The sequence below is a fragment of the Pseudomonas sp. SWRI99 genome, assembly GCF_014270125.1.
Taxonomy (GTDB): Bacteria; Pseudomonadota; Gammaproteobacteria; order Pseudomonadales; family Pseudomonadaceae; genus Aquipseudomonas; species Aquipseudomonas hamedanensis.
This window is the reverse complement of the sequence record NZ_JABWQR010000007.1, coordinates 128802-150138: the sequence shown is the minus strand read 5'-3', so window position 1 is coordinate 150138 and position 21337 is coordinate 128802. Positions and strand designations below refer to the sequence as shown.

The 21337-nt window shown below is 59.7% G+C and carries 18 protein-coding genes and 1 pseudogene; 16 read left to right on the top strand and 3 right to left on the bottom strand.

Annotated elements, in window-relative coordinates; genetic code table 11:
• Positions 1-112 precede the first annotated feature (112 nt).
• Both argE and argA read left to right on the top strand, forming a co-directional pair.
• Positions 113-1267: an acetylornithine deacetylase gene (argE, locus tag HU743_RS08190; RefSeq protein ID WP_186648030.1), complete on the top strand. Its 1155-nt coding sequence runs from the start codon at positions 113-115 to the stop codon at positions 1265-1267.
• A gap of 269 nt (positions 1268-1536) precedes the next feature.
• Entirely contained in the window at positions 1537-2838 is a 1302-nt protein-coding gene (gene argA / locus HU743_RS08185) for an amino-acid N-acetyltransferase (protein ID WP_016772647.1), read from the top strand.
• 128 nt (positions 2839-2966) lie between these two features.
• Here argA and tauA read toward each other — a convergent pair whose 3' ends face one another.
• Positions 2967-3953 carry a taurine ABC transporter substrate-binding protein gene (tauA, locus tag HU743_RS08180; RefSeq protein ID WP_186648028.1) on the bottom strand — a complete coding sequence of 329 codons (987 nt, stop codon included), beginning with the start codon at positions 3951-3953 and terminating at the stop codon, positions 2967-2969.
• Between the two features lie 368 nt (positions 3954-4321).
• Between tauA and HU743_RS08175 the strand changes: the two genes are divergently transcribed.
• From HU743_RS08175 to HU743_RS08140, 8 genes are all read left to right on the top strand, one after another.
• Positions 4322-5665 carry an OprD family porin gene (locus HU743_RS08175; RefSeq protein WP_186648026.1) on the top strand — a complete coding sequence of 448 codons (1344 nt, stop codon included), beginning with the start codon at positions 4322-4324 and terminating at the stop codon, positions 5663-5665.
• Between the two features lie 293 nt (positions 5666-5958).
• On the top strand, positions 5959-6597 hold the full coding sequence (locus HU743_RS08170; RefSeq protein ID WP_186648024.1) for a peroxiredoxin: 639 nt from the start codon (positions 5959-5961) through the stop codon (positions 6595-6597).
• 248 nt (positions 6598-6845) lie between these two features.
• Positions 6846-7439, top strand: a complete 594-nt coding sequence (gene ssuE, locus HU743_RS08165) for an NADPH-dependent FMN reductase (protein WP_186648022.1) — start codon at positions 6846-6848, stop codon at positions 7437-7439.
• A gap of 89 nt (positions 7440-7528) precedes the next feature.
• On the top strand, positions 7529-8494 hold the full coding sequence (locus HU743_RS08160) for a sulfonate ABC transporter substrate-binding protein (RefSeq protein WP_186648020.1): 966 nt from the start codon (positions 7529-7531) through the stop codon (positions 8492-8494).
• A gap of 25 nt (positions 8495-8519) precedes the next feature.
• Complete coding sequence (ssuD, locus tag HU743_RS08155) at positions 8520-9668, top strand: FMNH2-dependent alkanesulfonate monooxygenase (protein WP_186549553.1); 1149 nt, start codon at positions 8520-8522, stop codon at positions 9666-9668.
• Positions 9669-9677: 9 nt separating this feature from the next.
• A complete protein-coding gene (ssuC, locus tag HU743_RS08150) occupies positions 9678-10460 on the top strand; it encodes an aliphatic sulfonate ABC transporter permease SsuC (RefSeq protein ID WP_186638049.1) in 783 nt (260 codons plus the stop codon).
• A complete protein-coding gene (ssuB, locus tag HU743_RS08145; protein WP_186648018.1) occupies positions 10457-11263 on the top strand; it encodes an aliphatic sulfonates ABC transporter ATP-binding protein in 807 nt (268 codons plus the stop codon). Before ssuC ends, ssuB begins: the two co-directional genes overlap by 4 nt.
• Before the next feature lie 107 nt (positions 11264-11370).
• A complete protein-coding gene (locus HU743_RS08140) occupies positions 11371-11586 on the top strand; it encodes a TOBE domain-containing protein (RefSeq protein WP_003229256.1) in 216 nt (71 codons plus the stop codon).
• Positions 11587-11748: 162 nt separating this feature from the next.
• On the opposite strand, the gene HU743_RS08135 is transcribed toward HU743_RS08140, so the two are convergent.
• Both HU743_RS08135 and HU743_RS08130 read right to left on the bottom strand, forming a co-directional pair.
• Positions 11749-12387 (bottom strand): TetR/AcrR family transcriptional regulator, encoded by a 639-nt coding sequence (locus HU743_RS08135; RefSeq protein ID WP_186648016.1) that lies wholly within the window; start codon positions 12385-12387, stop codon positions 11749-11751.
• A gap of 254 nt (positions 12388-12641) precedes the next feature.
• Positions 12642-14018, bottom strand: coding sequence for a glutamine synthetase family protein (locus HU743_RS08130; RefSeq protein ID WP_186551266.1), 1377 nt, complete (start codon positions 14016-14018; stop codon positions 12642-12644).
• A 278-nt stretch (positions 14019-14296) separates the two neighbouring features.
• On the opposite strand from HU743_RS08130, the pseudogene HU743_RS08125 reads away from it, so the two are divergent.
• From HU743_RS08125 to potA, 6 genes and pseudogenes are all read left to right on the top strand, one after another.
• Positions 14297-14413, top strand: a pseudogene (locus HU743_RS08125) (gamma-glutamyl-gamma-aminobutyrate hydrolase family protein); the annotation flags it as partial.
• Positions 14414-14759: 346 nt separating this feature from the next.
• Entirely contained in the window at positions 14760-16118 is a 1359-nt protein-coding gene (locus tag HU743_RS08120; RefSeq protein ID WP_186638046.1) for a glutamine synthetase family protein, read from the top strand.
• A gap of 56 nt (positions 16119-16174) precedes the next feature.
• Positions 16175-17539, top strand: a complete 1365-nt coding sequence (locus tag HU743_RS08115) for an aspartate aminotransferase family protein (protein ID WP_186648014.1) — start codon at positions 16175-16177, stop codon at positions 17537-17539.
• A gap of 171 nt (positions 17540-17710) precedes the next feature.
• Positions 17711-18823: a polyamine ABC transporter substrate-binding protein gene (locus tag HU743_RS08110; protein WP_186551263.1), complete on the top strand. Its 1113-nt coding sequence runs from the start codon at positions 17711-17713 to the stop codon at positions 18821-18823.
• A gap of 187 nt (positions 18824-19010) precedes the next feature.
• The gene (locus HU743_RS08105) at positions 19011-20108 is read left to right on the top strand and encodes a polyamine ABC transporter substrate-binding protein (protein WP_186648012.1); all 1098 of its coding nucleotides are present in this window, start codon (positions 19011-19013) and stop codon (positions 20106-20108) included.
• A 63-nt stretch (positions 20109-20171) separates the two neighbouring features.
• Complete coding sequence (gene potA, locus HU743_RS08100; protein WP_103302476.1) at positions 20172-21314, top strand: polyamine ABC transporter ATP-binding protein; 1143 nt, start codon at positions 20172-20174, stop codon at positions 21312-21314.
• The last annotated feature ends 23 nt before the right edge of the window (positions 21315-21337 follow it).

Sequence of the window (21337 nt, the reverse complement as noted above, 5' to 3'; positions counted from 1 at the left end):
GCTGCCAAGGCCGTGCAGTGTACAGGACTCAAACTTCCTACGCCCTGCGGCGGTTTATTCCGAGCGCCGGATGGTTCTATGATGGACCTCAAATCGGGAGTTGGAGTCAGCGATGCCTTTGCCGTCCATGCAAGACCAGTTCGCGGCGCTGATTGCCACGCCATCGGTCAGCTGTACCCAACCGAGCCTCGACCAGTCCAATCGGGCGGTGATCGATCTGCTCGCCGGGTGGCTGGGCGAGCTGGGTTTCAACTGCGATATCCGCCAGGTCAGTCCCGGCAAATTCAATCTGCTCGCCAGTTTCGGCAGCGGCCCCGGCGGGCTGGTGCTGGCCGGGCACAGCGACACGGTGCCGTATGACGATGCTTTATGGCAGACCGACCCGCTGAAGCTCACTGAAGTCGACGGTCGCTGGGTCGGTCTGGGCAGTTGCGACATGAAGGGCTTCTTTGCGCTGGTCATCGAAGCCGTGCAACCGCTGCTCGATCAACCGTTCAGGCAACCGCTGCTGATCCTCGCCACTTGCGACGAAGAAAGCTCGATGTCCGGTGCCCGCGCACTGGCCGAAGCCGGGCAACCGCTGGGCCGCGCGGCGGTGATCGGTGAGCCCACCGGGCTCAAACCGATCCGCATGCACAAAGGCATCATGATGGAGCGCATCGACATCCTTGGGCAGAGTGGCCATTCCTCGGACCCGCGTCTGGGCCACAGTGCGCTCGAAGCCATGCACGATGCGATCGGCGAACTGCGCGGTTTGCGCCTGTTGTGGCAGCGTGAGTTCAACAACGCGCAATTCAGCGTGCCGCAACCGACCATGAACTTCGGCTGCATCCATGGCGGCGATAACCCCAACCGCATCTGCGGCCAGTGCTCGCTGGAGTTCGACTTGCGCCCGCTGCCGGGCATGGACCCGAGCGTGCTGCGCGCGGAAATCCTGCGCAAGCTCAATCCAGTGGCCGAACGGCATAAAGTGAAGATCGACTACAAGCCGTTGTTCCCGGAGGTGCCGCCGTTCGAGCAGGATGCGGACGCAGAACTGGTGCGCATTGCCGAAAAGCTCACCGGTCATCGTGCCGAAGCAGTGGCGTTCGGCACCGAAGCGCCTTATCTTCAGCGCCTTGGTTGCGAAACCATCGTGCTCGGCCCGGGCGATATCGCTTGTGCGCATCAGCCTGGCGAATACCTTGAAATGTCACGTTTGCAGCCTACCGTGCATCTGATTCGGCAGTTGATTGAACATTACTGCCTGAGCTCGGACAAACCGTGATACCCCCTGTGGGAGCGGGCTTGCTCGCGAAGGCGGTGTTTCAGAAACATTAATGTCGCCTGACACTACGCCTTCGCGAGCAAGCCCGCTCCCACAAAGAGATCTGTGTTTTGTCTGATCGAACCCGGTAAATTGCCTGCACCCCAACCCGTATTCATGAGGAGAGCGCGCGTGTCGCCAAGCCTGTTCCGACGATAACCATCAGCCCGCTGTGCGTTTTTCGTTTCGCCCCTTTTTTTCGGCTGCTACTTATTTACAGGCCCAGGTTCATGCCCGAATACGTCAATTGGCTTCGCCACGCTTCTCCTTATATCAATGCCCACCGCGATTGCACCTTCGTCGTCATGCTGCCCGGCGACGGCGTCGAGCATCCGAATTTCGGCAACATCGTTCACGACCTGGTCCTGCTGCACAGCCTTGGCGTGCGTCTGGTGCTGGTGCACGGTTCGCGCCCGCAGATTGAAACGCGCCTCGCCGCACGCGGCCTGACCCCCCATTACCATCACGGCATGCGCATCACCGATGCCGCCACCCTGGAATGCGTGATCGATGCGGTCGGCCAGTTGCGCATCGCCATCGAAGCCCGCCTGTCGATGGACATGGCTTCGTCGCCAATGCAGGGCTCGCGACTGCGCGTGGCTAGCGGCAACCTCGTCACGGCGCGGCCGATCGGCGTGCTTGAAGGTGTCGACTATCACCACACCGGCGAAGTGCGTCGGGTCGATCGCAAGGGTATCAACCGCCTGCTTGATGAGCGTTCGATCGTATTGCTGTCGCCGCTGGGCTATTCGCCGACCGGGGAGATCTTCAACCTGGCCTGCGAAGACGTCGCCACACGCGCAGCCATTGATCTGGGCGCCGATAAACTGCTGCTGTTCGGTGCCGAACTCGGCCTTATCGACGAAAACGGCAAACTGGTGCGCGAGCTGCGTCCGCAACAGGTGCCGGCGCATTTGCAGCGTCTGGGCATGAGCAATTATCAGGCGGAGTTGCTCGATGCCGCCGCTGAAGCCTGCCGTGGTGGCGTTGCGCGTAGCCACATCGTCAGCTACGCCGAAGACGGCGCGCTGCTGACCGAGCTGTTCACCCGTGACGGTGGCGGCACGCTGGTGGCGCAAGAGCAGTTCGAATTGGTGCGCGAGGCGGCGATTGAGGACGTCGGTGGTTTGCTCGACCTGATCAGCCCGCTGGAAGAGCAGGGGATTCTGGTGCGCCGCTCGCGTGAAGTGCTGGAGCGCGAGATCGAACAGTTCAGTGTGGTTGAGCGCGAAGGCATGATCATCGCCTGTGCGGCGCTGTATCAGATTGCCGATTCCGACGCCGGCGAACTGGCGTGTCTGGCGGTGAACCCGGAATACCGCCATGGCGGTCGCGGCGATGAATTGCTCGAACGTATCGAGACGCGGGCGCGGGCGCAGGGCTTGAAGACGTTGTTCGTGCTTACCACACGCACGGCGCACTGGTTCCGCGAGCGCGGCTTCGAGCCGAGCAGCGTCGAACGCCTGCCAGCGGCGCGGGCTTCGCTGTACAACTACCAGCGCAACTCGAAAATCTTCGAAAAGACCCTCTGAAAACAGCGAGGTCTCCTGTGGCGAGGGAGCTTGCTCCCGCTGGGCTGCGAAGCGGCCCCAAAAACCTGCGTCCGCAGGTACAGGGAGTCCGTCGGCCTCCAGCGGGAGCAAGCTCCCTCGCCACAGGGTCAGTCGGCGATGAATTTCGCGCTGACGTACGGCGAGTAATCCGGCAGCACCGTCTCGACCTTGCCCTGCTCCTTCAGGAATTTCGCCGTTTCAGCAATCGCCTTCGCCGTACCACCCTCCAGCAGCGCCGTGGTTTGCTGCGCCTTGGCGTCGGGGAAAGTAGAGCCGGCGAGCAATTCCGGCACATCGGCGGTATTGGCACCGGTCAGTTTGGCGATTTTCTGTACCGGCACCGAGTCGGCAGTCCAGCTGTCTTTGTGCGCCGCGTAGTCAGCGAACGAGTCCAGGGTGACCTTGGCAAATTTCGCCACGATCTCGGGATGCTCCTCGGCAAAATCCTTGCGCGCGACCCACACCTCGAAAGTCGGCGCGCCCCACTGGCCGACCTGCGCGGCGTCGGTCAGGGTCTTGCCGGTCTTGCGGATCTCACCCAGCGCTGGTGACCAGACAAACGCCCCGTCAATGTCGCCACGCTTCCATGCCGCAGCGATCTCAGCGGGTTGCAGGTTTACCACTTTGACTTGCGACGTGTTCAGGCCCCAGTGCTTCAGTGCGCCGAGCAGACTGTAGTGGGATGTGGACACGAACGGCGTGGCGATGGTCTTGCCGATCAGGTCCTGCGGCTTGTCGATGCCGCTGCCATTGCGCACCACCAGCGCCTCGGCGGCGTTGATCTGCGCCGAGACAATGAAGGCGACAATTGGCAAATTGCGCGAGGCCGCTGCAGCCAAGGGGCTGGAGCCGAGATTGCCAATCTGCACATCGCCGGAAGCAATGGCTGTCACAACTTCCGGGCCGCTGTTGAAGCGGCGCCAGTCGATGTTCTCGCCAATGGTTTTCTCATAGACGCCGTCAGCCTGTGGCACCTTGCTCGGATCGATACCGGTCTGATAACCCACCGTCAGACCGGCGGCTTGTGTTGAAAAAGAAATCAGCGCCGATACACAAACTGTAACAAATTGACTTGATAGTGCGCGTTTCGCCATGATGCGTCGCCTTTTCGATGGGATTTGACGTGTTGGGAGAACGCCAAAGCTAATCGATCTAAAAAAAGGGCAACAAATACCATTTAGGAATGAGCTTAGGCGCCGATACGCTGTCTCCCGGTGCAGATGGCCATTAGTGGGCCATATATCCGAATGGTATGAAAAGGAATGAAATAATTCTTTTTCGGTTTATCAGGACGTCATTACTCTGCAGGGACCAAATCACTTGCGATTAGACGATGGTCGTAGACACACAAGGTTACGATTGACTTGTCAGTCACGGTCTGGCGCTAATCGCGCATCTTAGGATTCAGGGCAAATCGACCCCGAACCAGGAACACAAGAATTAGAAACGAGAGGAGCGATACATGAACAAGTCCACCTTGGCCCTGGCCGTGGCCGTTGGGGTTATGGCGCAGCAGGCAGGCGCCGCCGGTTTCATTGAAGACAGCAAGGCTACCTTGGGTCTGCGTAACTTCTACATCAACACCGACAACCGCGATGGCGCTGGCGCCAACAAGAACGAAGAGTGGGGCCAAGGCTTCGATCTGCGCTTCATCTCTGGCTACACCCAAGGCACCGTCGGTTTCGGTATCGACGCCATCGGCCTGCTGGGCGTGCGTCTTGATTCGGGCGGCGGTACCAACGGCAACGCTGGTACTGCTTACGGCGGCACCGTGTTCCCGAGCGAGTCCAACGGCAAGGCCGTGGACAACTTCTCCAGCCTGGGTCTGACTGCCAAAGCCAAGATCTCTCAGACTGAACTGAAGCTGGGTACCCTGCAGCCGAAAAACCCGGTGATCATCACCAACGACGGTCGCCTGCTGCCACAAACCTGGCAGGGCGGCCAGATCACTTCCGGCGAGATCAAGGATCTGACCCTGGTCGGCGGCCAGATCGAAGCCGTGAAAGGTCGTAACTCCAGCAACAACGAAAACCTGTCTATCAGCGGCGCCAACACCCGCGGTGCCGGTTTCCGTGACAGCAACAAGTTCATCTACGCCGGTGGTGACTACAAAATCACCAAAGACCTGACTGCCCAGTACTACTACGGCAACCTGGAAGAATTCTACAAGCAGCACTTCCTGGGTCTGGTTCACAACTGGTCCATCGGCCCGGGCGTATTGAAATCTGACTTCCGTTACTTCAACAGCTCCGATGACGGCAAAAACGGCACCGACCCGGCCTACTACAGCACCGGTAACTACACCGGCGTTCGTAACGGTCGCGGTGAAGTCGACAACAACCTGTACAGCGGCCTGTTCCTGTACACCGTTGCCGGTCACACTTTCGGTGGTGGCTATCAGGTTTCCAATGGCAGCAGCGACTTCCCTTGGCTGAACCAGGGTGACGGTTCGTCGAACTACACCATCACCGACATGCAGATCCAGAAGTTCAACCGTGCCGGCGAGAAAACCTGGCAGGCTCGCTACTCGTATGACTTCGCCAAAGTCGGCGTACCTGGCCTGACCGCTGGTGTGGTTTACCTCAAAGGCGACAGCATCGACACCGTTGGCTCCAACGGCCGCGAAAGCGCTTCGAACCGCTCCGAATGGGAACGCGACTTCACCATCGGTTACGTCGTACCGGAAGGCCCGTTCAAGAACGTCGGCCTGATGTGGAAAAACGCTGTATGGCGCACCGACCTGCCGAACACCCGTTCGCAGGACGAAAACCGCCTGATTCTCAGCTACTCGATCCCGCTGCTGTAATAGCGCGCTCAAGTCACTGAAGCAAAAAAAAGCCCCGTCCGGCATCGCGCCGGACGGGGCTTTTGTGTTTCGAGTCAGGCTCACCCCCGTAAGCCCTTCTCGATTCCCTCTTTGCTGCAACTCAAGGCCTTCTCGAACCTTGCGACCGATGTTCGTCGCGATGCTGGCCGGTGTCCAATGAACAGATGTTTAATATTCTCTAATGATCTAGATATCTAGTTATTTATTCTTTTTCACGCTGATCCATCCCGAGCTACAGTTGTTGTCTCCCAACCCACATCAGGAGCAGCACCATGAGCCTCAGACTCGGCGACATCGCCCCCGATTTCGAACAAGACTCCAGCGCCGGCAAGATTCGTTTCCACGAATGGCTGGGCGATAGCTGGGGCGTGCTGTTTTCCCACCCGGCGGATTTCACCCCGGTGTGCACCACCGAGCTGGGCTTCACTGCCAAGCTCAAGGATGAGTTCAACAAGCGTGGCGTAAAGGCCATTGCGCTGTCGGTGGACCCGGTGGACTCGCACCACAAGTGGATCGAAGACATCAACGAAACCCAGAACACCGTCGTCAACTTTCCGATCCTGGCCGATGCCGATCGCAAGGTTTCTGATCTGTACGACCTGATCCACCCGAACGCCAATGACACCCTGACCGTGCGTTCGCTATTTGTCATCGATCCGAACAAGAAGATCCGCCTCACCATCACCTACCCGGCGAGCACCGGGCGCAATTTCCACGAGATCCTGCGGGTGATCGACTCGTTGCAACTCACCGACAACTACAAAGTGGCCACGCCAGCCAATTGGCAGGACGGTGAAGAGGTGGTGATCGTGCCGTCGCTCAAGGATGAGGAAGAAATCAAGCAGCGCTTCCCGAAAGGCTATCGTGCGGTGAAGCCGTACCTGCGCCTGACGCCGCAACCCAACAAGTAAAACCTATGAAATCCGCTCGGTCCCACGCGGAGCATGGGAACGATCAGTGTGCGGCTACAACGCAGGGGAATTTCGGCCGTTTCGACGGCCTTTTTTTTCGCCTGAATTCGGCTCAACGGCATATCTCTTAAATGCATAACCAAATGAATAAATATGATTTATGGATATATAAATCAGCTGGTAAGGTCACTCCCAATGAAGCGAGATCGCAGCCCGCGAATCGCCGGTAACGCTTAAAGGAATCTGCAATGCTGGTCGTCTCACTCGGTGGCAGCCCCAGCCTGCGCTCCCGTTCCGGGGTGCTGCTGGAGCGTTCGCAACGCTGGTTGCAACAGCAAGGGGTGGAAGTGGTGAGTTATCAGGTGCGGGACTTCCCGGCCGAGGATTTGCTCCACGCCCGCTTCGACAGCCCGAAGGTCCTCGACCTGCTGCAACAGATCGAAAACGCCGACGGCCTGCTCATCGCTACCCCGGTGTACAAGGCCTCGTTTTCCGGGGCGCTGAAAACCCTGCTGGATTTGCTGCCCGAGCGTGCCTTGAACCACAAGATTGTTTTGCCGATGGCCACCGGTGGCAGCATCGCCCACATGCTGGTCGTCGATTACGCCCTCAAGCCTGTGCTGTCGGCGCTGAAGGCCCAGGAAATGCTTCAGGGCATTTTCGCCGAGGACAGCCAGATCGCTTACGGCGAAGGCAGTGCTGCCGCGCAACTGGCGCCGGCACTGGAGCAACGGTTGCACGAGGCGCTGGACCAGTTCATCGGCGCCATGGCGCGCCGACCGAAACCGCTGGAGCCGGGCCTGCTGAATGAACGTTTGTTGAATGCTCGCTGGAGCATTTAAGCCACACCGAAATTTGAAGTACTGGCCTTACTCGCCCGCCAACGGGCAAGCAGGTGCAGCCAAAACCCAACAGCAAAAAGGAGAGCGCAATGCGCACTGTATTTTTGCGTCGTGGTCTGGTCGCTCTGTTTGCTGCGGCTGTGTCCTTCGGCGCCATCACTCAAGCCCAGGCCGAGACGCTTCGGATCGGTTATCAAAAGTACGGCACCCTGGTGCTGCTCAAAGCCAAAGGCACCTTGGAAAAACGCCTCGCCGCGCAAGGCGTCGACGTGCAGTGGACTGAATTCCCCGGCGGCCCGCAACTGCTGGAAGGCCTGAACGTCGGCTCGATCGACTTCGGCGTGACCGGCGAGACGCCGCCCGTATTCGCCCAAGCGGCCGGCGCCGATCTGCTCTACGTCGCCTATGAACCGCCAGCGCCGAACAGCGAAGCGATCCTCGTGCCGAAAGGCTCGCCGATCAAATCGGTGGCCGATCTCAAAAGCAAGAAAGTCGCCCTGAACAAAGGCTCCAACGTCCACTACTTGCTGGTGCGTGCACTGGAAGACGCCGGCCTCAAATACACCGACATTCAAACCGTATTCCTGCCGCCAGCCGACGCCCGCGCTGCGTTCGAGCGCGGCAGTGTCGACGCCTGGGTTATCTGGGATCCGTACCAGGCTGCCGCCGAAAAGCAATTGCAGGCGCACACCCTGCGCGACGGCAAAGGCATCGTCGACAACCACCAGTTCTATCTCGCGACCAAACCTTACGCGCAGAAAAATCCCGAGGTGATCAAGACCCTCGTCGAAGAAGTGCGCGCCGTCGGCGAGTGGTCGAAAGCCAATCCTGAAGACGTGACCCAACAGGTCGCGCCACTGCTCGGCCTGCCGGCGGACATCACCCTGACCTCGGTGAAACGCCAGGGTTACGGCGCGCTGTTCCTGACCCCGGAAGTAGTCGCCGCGCAACAGAAAATCGCTGACACGTTCTTCCAGCTCAAGCTGATTCCCAAGCCGTTGAGCATCAAGGACGTGATCTGGACCCCACCGGCCGCTGTGGCTACCGCGCAGTAATTCGAATCCCCAAGGAGACCACTCCATGAGCCTCAATATCTTCTGGTTCCTGCCTACCCACGGCGACGGCCACTATCTCGGTACCGCCGAAGGCGCCCGCGCGGTTGATCACGGCTATTTGCAACAGGTCGCGCAAGCGGCGGATCGTCTGGGCTTCGGCGGTGTGCTGATTCCCACCGGGCGTTCTTGCGAAGATTCGTGGCTGGTCGCGGCCTCGCTGATCCCGGTGACCCAGCGTTTGAAATTCCTTGTCGCCCTGCGTCCCGGGATCATTTCCCCGACGGTCGCGGCGCGGCAGGCAGCGACGCTGGATCGTCTGTCCGGCGGGCGCGCGCTGTTCAATCTGGTCACCGGTGGCGACCCGGAAGAACTGGCCGGTGACGGTCTGTTCCTCAACCATGAAGAACGCTATCAGGCCTCGGTGGAATTCACCCGCATCTGGCGCCGCGTGCTGGAAGGCGAGACCGTCGATTACGACGGCGAACACATCAGCGTCAAAGGCGCCAAGCTGCTTTATCCGCCGATTCAGCAACCGCGTCCGCCGCTGTACTTCGGTGGTTCATCGGAAGCGGCGCAGGATCTGGCCGCCGAGCAGGTGGAAATGGTCCTGACCTGGGGCGAGCCGCCGGCCGCAGTGGCCGAGAAGATCGCACAAGTGCGGGCCAAAGCCGCCAAGCTTGGGCGCACCGTGCGTTTCGGCATTCGTCTGCATGTGATCGTGCGTGAAACCAATGCTGAAGCCTGGCAAGCGGCGGATCGGCTGATCTCGCACCTGGACGACGACACCATCAAGCGTGCCCAGGCTTCGCTGGCGCGTTTCGATTCGGTCGGCCAGCAACGCATGGCCGCCCTGCACGGCGGCAGCCGCGATAATCTCGAAGTCAGCCCCAACCTCTGGGCCGGTGTCGGTCTGGTGCGCGGCGGTGCCGGCACGGCACTGGTCGGCGATGGCCCGACCGTGGCGGCGCGGGTCAAGGAATACGCCGATCTGGGCATCGACACCTTCATCTTCTCCGGTTATCCACACCTTGAAGAATCGTATCGCGTGGCAGAACTGCTGTTTCCGCACCTCGACGTCGAGCGCCCGGAACTGCCGAAAAGCGCCGGTTATGTCAGCCCGTTCGGCGAGATGGTCGCCAACGACATCCTGCCCAAAGCCGCATCGCAGAGCTGAGGCGCGGCCATGAAGAAATTTATCCACAGCCTCGCGCCTTGGGCGTTGCCGGTGTTGCTGCTGGCGGTGTGGCAGTTGTCGGTGTCGGCGGGCTGGCTGTCGACACGGATTCTGCCGGCGCCGGTGGCGGTGATCGAGGCCGGTGTCAGTCTGGTGCGCAGCGGCGAAATCTGGACGCATCTGGCGATCAGCGGCTGGCGCGCGGCACTGGGTTTCACCATCGGCGGCAGCATTGGCCTGGTGCTGGGTTTCATCACTGGCCTGTCGAAATGGGGCGAACGCCTGCTCGACAGTTCGGTGCAAATGATCCGCAACGTGCCGCATCTGGCGCTGATTCCGCTGGTGATTCTGTGGTTCGGCATCGACGAGTCGGCGAAGATTTTTCTGGTGGCGCTGGGTACGTTGTTCCCGATTTACCTCAACACTTACCACGGCATCCGCAACGTCGATCCGGCGCTGGTGGAGATGGCGCGCAGTTATGGCCTGGGCGGTTTCAGCCTGTTCTGGCAGGTGATTCTGCCGGGCGCGCTGCCATCGATTCTGGTCGGCGTGCGCTTCGCCCTGGGCTTCATGTGGCTGACGCTGATCGTCGCCGAAACCATCTCGGCCAGCTCGGGCATCGGCTATCTGGCGATGAACGCCCGCGAGTTCTTGCAGACCGACGTGGTGGTACTGGCGATCCTGCTTTACGCCGTGCTCGGCAAACTCGCCGACCTCGCGGCTCGTGGACTTGAACGCGTGTGGTTGCGCTGGCATCCGGCCTATCAGGTTGCCAAGGGAGGTGCAGCATGACCGCTCAGCAACCTCCACGCCTGCTGCGCGGGATTCCGCTGGCCGTGCGCAACCTGCAGAAAACCTTTGGCTCACGCCAAGTGCTACGCGACATCGACCTGCACATTCCGGCGGGGCAATTCGTCGCCGTGGTCGGGCGCAGCGGTTGTGGCAAGAGTACGTTTCTGCGTTTGCTCGCCGGCCTCGATCAACCGACTGGCGGCGACTTGCTTGCCGGCTCCGCGCCGCTCAGTCAGGCGCGGGACGATACGCGATTGATGTTTCAGGAAGCGCGCCTGCTGCCGTGGAAAAAGATCATCGACAACGTCGGCCTCGGCCTCAAGGGCAACTGGCGTCAGCAAGCGCTGGATGCACTGGAAGCGGTGGGTCTGGCGGATCGCGCCGATGAGTGGCCGGCAGCCTTGTCCGGTGGCCAAAAGCAGCGGGTCGCGCTGGCTCGCGCGCTGATCCATCAGCCGCGTTTGCTGCTGCTCGACGAACCGCTTGGCGCGCTGGATGCGCTGACCCGCATCGAGATGCAGCAACTGATCGAACGGCTCTGGCAGCAACACGGTTTTACCGTGCTGCTGGTGACCCACGACGTCAGCGAAGCGGTGGCGATTGCCGATCGGGTGATCCTGATCGAGGACGGCGAGGTCGGCCTCGATCTGCACATCGAACTGCCACGCCCTCGGGTCCGTGGCTCGCATCGCCTCGCCGCGCTGGAAACCGAAGTGCTTAATCGTGTTCTGTCCCTGCCCGGCGAACCGCCGGCGCCGGAACCCGTTTCACCCCTGCCTACGCAACTGCGTTGGGCGCAATGAAAGCAGCTGCTAGCTACAAGCTACAAGCTACAAGTAAAAGCGCTGTGCTTTTGCTTGCCGCTTGAAGCTTGCCATTTGCAGCTTATTTCGACCTCAGGAGAAATATCATGACTATCAAAGCCATCAACGTGCGCAACCAGTTCAAAGGCTCGATCAAGGAAATCGTCCTCGGCGACGTGCTGTCGGAAATCGACGTGCAGACCGCTTCGGGCATCGTCACATCGGTGATTACCACACGTTCAGTGAAAGAACTGGAACTGGTGGTGGGCAGCGAAGTGATCGCCTTTGTGAAATCCACCGAGGTATCGATCGCCAAGTTGTAAGCCGGTGAGCGAAAAACAACCCCGGGGGGTGTGAGCCCTTCGGGGTTTTTTGTGCCTGGCTTGAAACCGGCGGCGCGGCCATCGCTGGCAAGCCAGCTCCCACAGAGTTATTTGTCGGTCATAAATCCCTTGTGGGAGCTGGCTTGCCAGCGATGAGGCCAGTCAGATCACTAAAGATCTTTTGGGTAGATAGGGCGGAAGATAGAGGCTGATATAAGCATCAAACACCCGCATCCCTTCCTCGGCCATGCGCGGGGTGATCTGCCCATGCTGCTGCACCGAGCGTGCATAAACCCGGTCGCCCAGTTCCATCGCCAGGGCAAACACATCGACATCGTCCGGCAGCCTCGGCAGCTCGAAATGATGGTCGAACAGTTTGTGCATCAGGTCGCCCAGTTCCAGGTCATGCTGACGGTCAGCCTGGGTCACTTCGGTCAGTCCGTGCTGCGCAAGAATCAGTTGCCGCGCAGCCGCATCTTCGCCGTAGATCTCCAACATCCGCTGCTCCACCAGCCGCGACAGATCGCGCCAGTCACGTAGCGCGTCATGGTCGATCGGTGCTTGCAGGCACGCGCGAAACGCCGCGTGGACATCCGCTGTCAGCGCTTCGAGCAGTGCCGGGACGCTGGCGAAAAAGTGATACACGGAAGAGGGCGGAATCTGCGCGCGCTCGGCGACGCTGTAGATCGACAGGCTCGCCACACCCTCGGCGGCCAGCAGCGTGCGCGCGGCGTCGAGTATCGAATCGATCCGCGCCTGACTGCGGGCACGGGGTTTGCGGACGGTGGCGGGACGCGTCATGGAAGTCTCCTGCGGGGCAGCGGGCATTGTACGCGGAGCGCCCATCCCGAATGCAACACAGTCCCTGTGGCGAGGGAGCTTGCTCCCGCTCGGCTGCGCAGCAGTCGTACAATTGGCAAACCGAGTCGTATGGTCTTGGGGCTGCTGCGCAACCCAGCGGGAGCAAGCTCCCTCACCACAGGGGAAAGTGCTCGGCCATAAAAAAACGCCGCTGGCTGAATAGCCAACGGCGTTTTTATATAGCTGCAAACCACTTAAACAGTATGCAAGTACCAGTTGTACTCAAGGTCGGAGATGGAGTGTTCGAACTCCTCCAGCTCGCTTTCCTTGCAGGCGACGAAGATATCGATGTACTTCGGATCGATGTACTTGGCCATCACCTCGCTGTCGTCCAGCTCGCGCAGGGCATCACGCAAGTTGTTCGGCAGGCTCTGTTCGTTCTGCTCGTAGCTGTTGCCTTCGACAGGCGCGCCCGGTTCGATCTGGTTGACCAGACCGTGGTGCACGCCGGCCAATACCGAAGCCATCAGCAGGTACGGGTTGGCGTCGGCGCCGGCAACGCGGTGTTCGATACGCACGGCATCGGAGGAGCCGGTCGGCACGCGGATCGCCACGGTGCGGTTGTCCAGGCCCCAGCACGGCGAGTTCGGTACGTAGAACTGCGCGCCGAAGCGACGGTAGGAGTTGACGTTCGGGCAGAGGAAAGCCATCTGCGCGGGCAGGGTCTCGAGCACACCGCCGATCGCGTGACGCAGCGCGGCGTTCTGCTCGGGATCCTCACTGGCAAAAATGTTTTTGCCGGCTTTGTCCAGAATCGAAATGTGCACGTGCAGACCATTACCCGCCTGGCCCGGATACGGCTTGGCCATGAAGGTGGTGTCCATTTCATGGTCGTAGGCGATGTTCTTGATCAGACGCTTGAGCAGGACCGCGTAGTCGCAGGCCTTGATCGGGTCGGCAACGTGGTGCAGGTTGACTTCGAACTGCGCCGGGGCACTTTCCTTGACGATTGCATCGGCCGGGATGCCTTGTTCTTTTGCGCCTTCGAGAATGTCCTGGAGGCAGTCGACGTATTCGTCGAGGTCGTCGATCAGGTAAACCTGCGTCGAGTGCGGACGTTTGCCCGAGATCGGCGAGCGTGGCGGCTGTGGGCGGCCGTTCACGTTTTCCTGGTCGATCAGGTAAAACTCGAGTTCGAAGGCGGCGCAGATGGTCAGCCCCAGTTCATCGAACTTGGCCACTACCTGGCGCAGTACTTCGCGCGGATCGGCGAAGAACGGGTCGCCTTCGAGTTCGTGCATGGTCATCAACAGCTGCGCGGTAGGGCGCTTCTGCCATGGCTCGTTGCACAGGGTATCGGGGATTGGATAGCAGATACGATCGGCGTCGCCGATGTCCAGGCCCAGACCGGTGCTTTCCACCGTGGAGCCGTTGATATCCAGAGCAAATAGAGAGGCCGGCAGGTTGATGCCTTTCTCGTAAACCTTGTGGAGGCTGGTGCGTTCGATGCGCTTGCCGCGCACCACACCATTCATATCCGCAATCAGAAGGTCAACGTACAGAACCTCAGGATGTTCCTTAAGGAACGCGTTCGCTTCGTTAAGCTGAACGGCACGCGGGGGTACCGACATGATGCAACACCTTTGTTGTTAAAAATATCAATCATTGATCTTTTCTGGTTTCAGTCAACCCGAACGGCCTGCCGAAGTCAAGCGAGGCCTTTTTTGCCCTAAAAAAGCGCTGCGAGGGCATTTATGGGGCATTTTTAGGCTGTTTTTGCCCTTGCAGATGCTCACCAACCGCGGGCTTGAGCAGGCCGTGTTGTATTTTTTACGGGGGTGTTGTGTAAAAAAATGAACAAGGCTAAGCTCCGGTCAAACCCATAACAGCAATAATACCGGGGTGCTTCATGTCTCGCCTGCCGTTAATCGGCATCACCGACTGCTCGCAACAGTCCGGTCTGCATGCTCATCACATCAGTGGCGATCAATCCGTCCGTAGCGCAGCCAGCAAGGCGCGCAACCTGTCGACGACATCGTCGTCAACAACCGGCAAAACGGCAGCGTCCGATATTCTGGACCTCGGGCCTAGCATCCGCTTTATGGCGTCTCCTCTCACTATAGAACTCTTTCATGCTCAAAGCCCGTGCCGCGCGCAGCGCCGTGCTCGTGATTCTGCACGGGTGGCTGCACGTTTCGAAAGTGCACGGGAAATGCAACGCCAGCGTAAAGGGCAGGTAAGCTCCTCTTTCATTGTTTATGCGCGGTGCCAGGCGTAAGCCGGCACTGCGCGAGCAAGCCCCCTTTAACGCGACGCCCCAGGCGTCAAACTTTGCCTGACCTTGCGTCAGGAGACTCAGCCCAGAGGCATTTATGAGTAACAACCTCGACCAGCTCACCGATTGGTTGAAAGACCACAAGATCACAGAAGTCGAATGCATGATCGCCGACTTGACCGGCATCACCCGGGGCAAGATTTCGCCGACCAACAAGTTCATCGCCGAGAAAGGCATGCGTCTGCCCGAAAGCGTGCTGTTGCAGACCGTGACCGGCGACTACGTCGAAGACGACATCTATTACGAACTGCTCGACCCGGCCGACATCGACATGATCTGCCGTCCCGACCAGAACGCCGTGTACCTGGTGCCATGGGCCATCGAGCCAACCGCGCAAGTGATCCACGACACCTACGACAAGCAAGGCAACCCGATCGAGCTGTCTCCGCGCAACGTGCTCAAGAAAGTCTTGAAGCTGTATGCCGACAAGGGCTGGCAGCCGATCGTGGCGCCGGAGATGGAGTTCTACCTGACCAAGCGCAGCGACGACCCCGACTATCCGTTGCAGCCGCCGATTGGCCGCTCGGGCCGTCCGGAAATCGGTCGCCAGTCGTTCTCCATCGAAGCGGCGAACGAATTCGACCCGCTGTTCGAAGACGTCTACGACTGGTGCGAACTGCAGGAGCTGGACCTTGATACGCTGATCCACGAAGACGGCACGGCGCAGATGGAAATCAACTTCCGTCACGGCGATGCCTTGTCGCTGGCCGACCAGATTCTGGTGTTCAAGCGCACCATGCGCGAAGCCGCACTCAAGCACGACGTGGCCGCGACGTTCATGGCCAAGCCGATGACCGGCGAGCCGGGCAGCGCCATGCACCTGCACCAGAGCATCATCGACATTCAGACCGGCAAGAACGTCTTCTCTAACGAAGACGGGACCATGAGTCAGTTGTTCCTGCACCACATCGGTGGTCTGCAGAAACTGATCCCCGAGCTGTTGCCGCTGTTCGCGCCGAACGTCAATTCGTTCCGCCGCTTCCTGCCGGACACCTCGGCGCCGGTGAACGTCGAGTGGGGCGAAGAGAACCGTACCGTCGGCCTGCGCGTACCGGACGCCGGCCCGCAGAACCGTCGTGTGGAAAACCGCTTGCCGGGCGCCGACGCCAACCCTTATCTGGCGATCGCCGCGAGCCTGCTCTGCGGTTACATCGGCATGGTTGAAGGCCTTAATCCGAGCGCGCCGGTTGTCGGTCGTGGTTACGAGCGCCGCAACCTGCGTCTGCCGCTGACCATCGAAGACGCGCTGGAACGCATGGAAAACAGCAAGACTGTCGAGAAGTACCTCGGCAAGACTTTCATCACAGGCTACGTCGCGGTCAAGCGGGCCGAGCATGAAAACTTCAAGCGCGTGATCAGTTCCTGGGAGCGTGAGTACCTGCTCTTCGCCGTCTGATGCGCCGGGCGCGGCGGCCAGCCGTCGCGCCTTCACCGATAACAAGGAGAATTGGCATGACCAGCAACAACCCGCAAACCCGTGAGTGGCAAGCGCTGAGCAGCGATCACCACCTGGCCCCGTTCAGTGACTTCAAGCAACTGAAAGAGAAGGGCCCGCGGATCATCACCAACGCCAAGGGCGTTTACCTGTGGGACAGCGAAGGCAACAAGATCCTCGACGGCATGGCCGGCCTCTGGTGCGTGGCCATCGGTTACGGCCGCGATGAACTGGCCGATGCTGCCGCCAAACAGATGTGCGAGCTGCCGTACTACAACCTGTTTTTCCAGACCGCCCACCCGCCGGCGCTGGAATTGGCCAAGTCCATCGCTGACGTTGCGCCGCAAGGCATGAACCATGTGTTCTTCACCGGCTCCGGCTCCGAAGGCAACGACACCATGCTGCGTATGGTTCGCCACTACTGGGCGATCAAAGGCCAGCCGAACAAGAAAGTCATCATCAGCCGCAAGAACGGTTATCACGGTTCGACCGTGGCCGGCGCCAGCCTGGGTGGCATGACCTACATGCACGAGCAGGGCGATTTGCCGATTCCGGGCATCGTCCACATTGCCCAGCCGTACTGGTTCGCCGAAGGCGGCGACATGACCCCGGAAGAGTTCGGCGTCTGGGCGGCCAATCAACTGGAAGAGAAGATTCTCGAAGTCGGCGTCGACAACGTCGGTGCCTTTATTGCCGAGCCGATCCAGGGTGCCGGTGGCGTGATCATTCCGCCCGACACTTACTGGCCGCGCATCAAAGAAATCCTCGCCAGGTACGACATCCTCTTCGTCGCCGATGAAGTGATCTGCGGTTTCGGCCGTACCGGTGAGTGGTTCGGTAGCGATTTCTACGACCTTGCGCCCGACATGATGACCATCGCCAAGGGCCTGACCTCCGGCTACATCCCTATGGGTGGCCTGATCGTGCGTGATTCGGTGGTAGCGGTGCTCAATGAGGGCGGCGACTTCAACCACGGCTTTACCTACTCCGGGCATCCGGTGGCAGCGGCGGTGGGTCTGGAAAACATCCGCATCCTGCGCGATGAGAAAATTATCGAGAACGCCCACAACGAAACGGCACCGTATTTGCAGAAACGTCTGCGCGAGCTGAACGATCACCCGTTGGTGGGTGAAGTTCGCGGCGTCGGCCTGTTAGGGGCGATCGAGCTGGTGCAGGACAAGGCCACACGCAAGCGTTACGAAGGCAAGGGCGTCGGCATGATCTGCCGGCAGTTCTGCTTCGACAACGGCCTGATCATGCGCGCCGTGGGTGACACCATGATCATCGCGCCGCCGCTGGTGATCAGCAAAGCGGAGATCGATGAGCTGGTTACAAAGGCACGCAAGTGTCTGGACCTGACCCTCGGTGCGCTGCAGGCCTAGGTGCTAGGCTTTGAGCGGGGGAGCTGCGGCACACTCGCCCAAAGCTGTCAGAAAGGCCGTCTTTCCTTGAAAGAGCGCCTCGGATCTTGCCAGACTAGCCGCGGTTCCAGTTGTCCGGGTTCGGCCGCTGAACACAGTGGTTCAAAAAAGAAAAAATTTGGAGCATGACGCATGAAGGCATTAGGTAAAAAGCTAGCTGGCAAGACTCTGCTCGCGCTGTCCATGGCGGGCATGATGGCGGGTGCGGTTCAGGCGGACGACAAGGTATTGCACGTCTACAACTGGTCCGACTACATCGCGCCGGACACCGTGGCCAACTTCGAAAAAGCCACCGGGATCAAAGTCGTCTACGACGTCTTCGACAGTAACGAAACGCTGGAAGCCAAGCTGCTGGCCGGCAAGTCCGGTTACGACATCGTGGTGCCTTCCAACAACTTCCTCGCCAAGCAGATCAAGGCCGGCGTTTACCAGGAACTGGACAAGTCCAAACTGCCGAACTGGAAAAACCTCGACGAAGACCTGCTCAAGGCTGTTGGCGACGCCAGCGACCAGGGCAACAAACACGCCTTCCCATACATGTGGGGTTCGATCGGCATCGGCTACAACCCGGCCAAGGTCAAGGCTGCACTGGGCATCGACAAGATCGATTCGTGGGACGTGGTGTTCAAGCCGGAAAACATCGAGAAACTCAAAAGCTGCGGCGTGAGCTTCCTCGATGCCCCGACCGAGATGATTCCGGCGGCATTGCACTATCTGGGCAAGCCGACCAACAGCAAGGACAAGGCTGACCTGAAAGCCGCCGAAGACCTGTTCCTCAAGATTCGTCCTTCGGTCGCCTACTTCCACTCGTCCAAGTACATCTCCGACCTGGCCAACGGCAATATCTGCGTAGCGGTCGGTTACTCGGGTGACCTGGAGCAATCCAAGACCCGCGCCCAGGAAGCCGGTGACAAGGTCAAACTGGCCTACACCATTCCAAAAGAAGGCGCCGGTACTTTCTACGACATGGTCGCCATTCCGAAGGATGCCGAAAACGTCGAGGCGGCCTACAAGTTCATGAACTACCTGCTCGAGCCGCAAGTGATGGCCGGCATCACCAATGCCGTGCGTTTCCCGAATGGCAACAAGGCCGCCACGCCTTTGGTGGACAAGGACATCACCAGCGACCCAAGCATCTATCCGTCGGCTGAAGTGAAGAAGCAGCTCTATGCGATCAGCGATCTGGACGCCGCGACGCTGCGTCTGATCACCCGTAGCTGGACCAAGATCAAATCGGGCAAATAAGCCGGTTTGATGCCACAACCGCTGGCCGTCGTCGCCGCGACGGCGGCCAGCGGAATAATTAAATGACGGAAAGTTTTGCTGGATCGGTTTTTCGAGGGTAAGTTGCGCGCCGGTTTTGTTGTCGGGCAGCCATGGCTGTCATGCAGCGCGGGGCAACTTGGGCCCAACTAATTTAGAGGACCTCCACTTGCCTATTTTTTCTTCGTTGCGCAATGCCCTGCTGGCCGCTGCCGGCCTGACGTTCATGGTCGGTGCCCAGGCCGCCGGGACGGTGCATATTTATAACTGGTCGGATTACATCGGCGAATCGACCCTGGCCGACTTCGAGAAAGAGACCGGGATCAAACCGGTCTACGACGTTTTCGATTCCAACGAAACCCTGGAAGGCAAGCTGCTCGCCGGACGCACCGGTTACGACGTGGTCGTGCCGTCCAACCATTTCCTTGGCAAGCAGATCAAGGCGGGCGCATTCCAGAAACTCGACAAGGCGCAGTTGCCTAATTATTCCAATCTCGACCCGGTGCTGCTCAAGCGCCTGCAACAGAACGATCCCGGCAACCTTTACGCCGTGCCGTATCTGTGGGGCACCAACGGCATCGGCTATAACGTCGACAAGGTCAAAGCCGTGCTCGGTATCGACAAGATCGATTCCTGGGCCGTGCTGTTCGAGCCGGAAAACATCAAGAAGCTGCACAGCTGCGGCGTTGCGTTCCTCGATTCGGCCGATGAAATGATGCCGACCATGCTCAATTACCTGGGCCTGAACGCCAACAGCACCAACACCAAGGATTACGAAAAAGCCACCGCCAAGCTGCTCGCGGTGCGGCCTTATGTGACCTATTTCCACTCCTCGAAATACATCGGTGATCTGGCCAACGGCGACATCTGCGTGGCCATCGGTTTCTCCGGCGACATCTTCCAGGCGAAGAACCGTGCCGAGGAAGCCAAGAAGGGCGTCAACATCGCCTACTCGATCCCGAAAGAGGGCGGCGCGCTGTGGTTCGACATGCTGGCGATCCCCAAGGACTCGTCCAACGTCAAAGAAGCCCACGCGTTCATCAACTACTTGCTGAAACCTGAGGTGATCGCCCAGGTCAGTGATTACGTCGGTTACGCCAACCCCAACCCGGGTTCGGACACGCTGATGGAACAATCCATTCGCACCGATGAAGCGGTTTATCCGCCGCAAGCAGTCCTCGACAAGACCTACGTGTCGACCGAGTTGCCAGCCAATATTCAGCGTTTGATGACCCGTAGCTGGACCAAGGTCAAGTCGGGCAAATAACGCACAAACTATCCAGGGTTCGTCTTGCGTGGCGAACCGCTGCTTCTGTTGGGAGTTTCGTAAATGGCAGTTGCCTCCGGCGCCTACAAGAAAGCCCTCGAGGGCGACCAGACACCGAAACAGGTGCTGGTCAAAATCGATCGGGTCACGAAGAAGTTCGACGAGACGATTGCCGTGGACGACGTGTCCCTGGAAATCAAGAAGGGCGAGATCTTCGCCCTGCTCGGCGGTTCGGGTTCGGGTAAGTCGACCCTGCTGCGCATGCTCGCAGGCTTCGAACGGCCCACGGAGGGGCGCATCTTCCTCGACGGCGTCGATATCACCGACATGCCGCCGTACGAACGTCCGATCAACATGATGTTTCAGTCCTACGCCTTGTTCCCGCACATGACCGTGGCGCAGAACATCGCCTTCGGCCTGCAGCAGGACAAGATTCCCAAGGCTGAAATCGACGCCCGCGTGGCCGAGATGCTCAAGCTGGTGCAGATGAGCCAGTACGCCAAGCGCAAGCCGCATCAATTGTCCGGCGGTCAACGTCAGCGGGTGGCGCTGGCGCGTTCCCTGGCGAAGCGGCCGAAGCTGCTGCTGCTCGACGAACCGATGGGCGCGCTGGACAAAAAACTGCGTTCGCAGATGCAACTGGAACTGGTGGAAATCATTGAGCGCGTCGGCGTGACCTGCGTGATGGTGACCCACGATCAGGAAGAGGCCATGACCATGGCCGAGCGCATCGCGATCATGCACCTGGGCTGGATCGCCCAGATCGGCAGCCCGATCGACATCTACGAAACCCCGACCAGCCGTCTGGTCTGCGAATTCATCGGTAACGTGAACATCTTCGAAGGCGAAGTAATCGACGACGCCGAAGGCCACGCGACCATCACCTGCAAGGACCTCGACCGGCAGATCTACGTCGGCCACGGCATCAGCACTTCGGTGCAGGACAAGTCGGTCACCTACGCGATCCGTCCAGAAAAACTGCTGGTCACCGCCGATCAACCGACCTGCGAGTACAACTGGTCGAGCGGCAAGGTGCACGACATCGCCTATCTGGGCGGTCACTCGGTGTTCTACGTCGAATTGCCGAGCGGCAAACTGGTGCAGTCGTTTGTCGCCAACGCCGAACGCCGCGGCGCGCGTCCGACCTGGGGCGATCAGGTCTACGTGTGGTGGGAAGATGACAGCGGTGTGGTGCTTCGCTCATGAACATGCGCAAATTCAAACGGCGT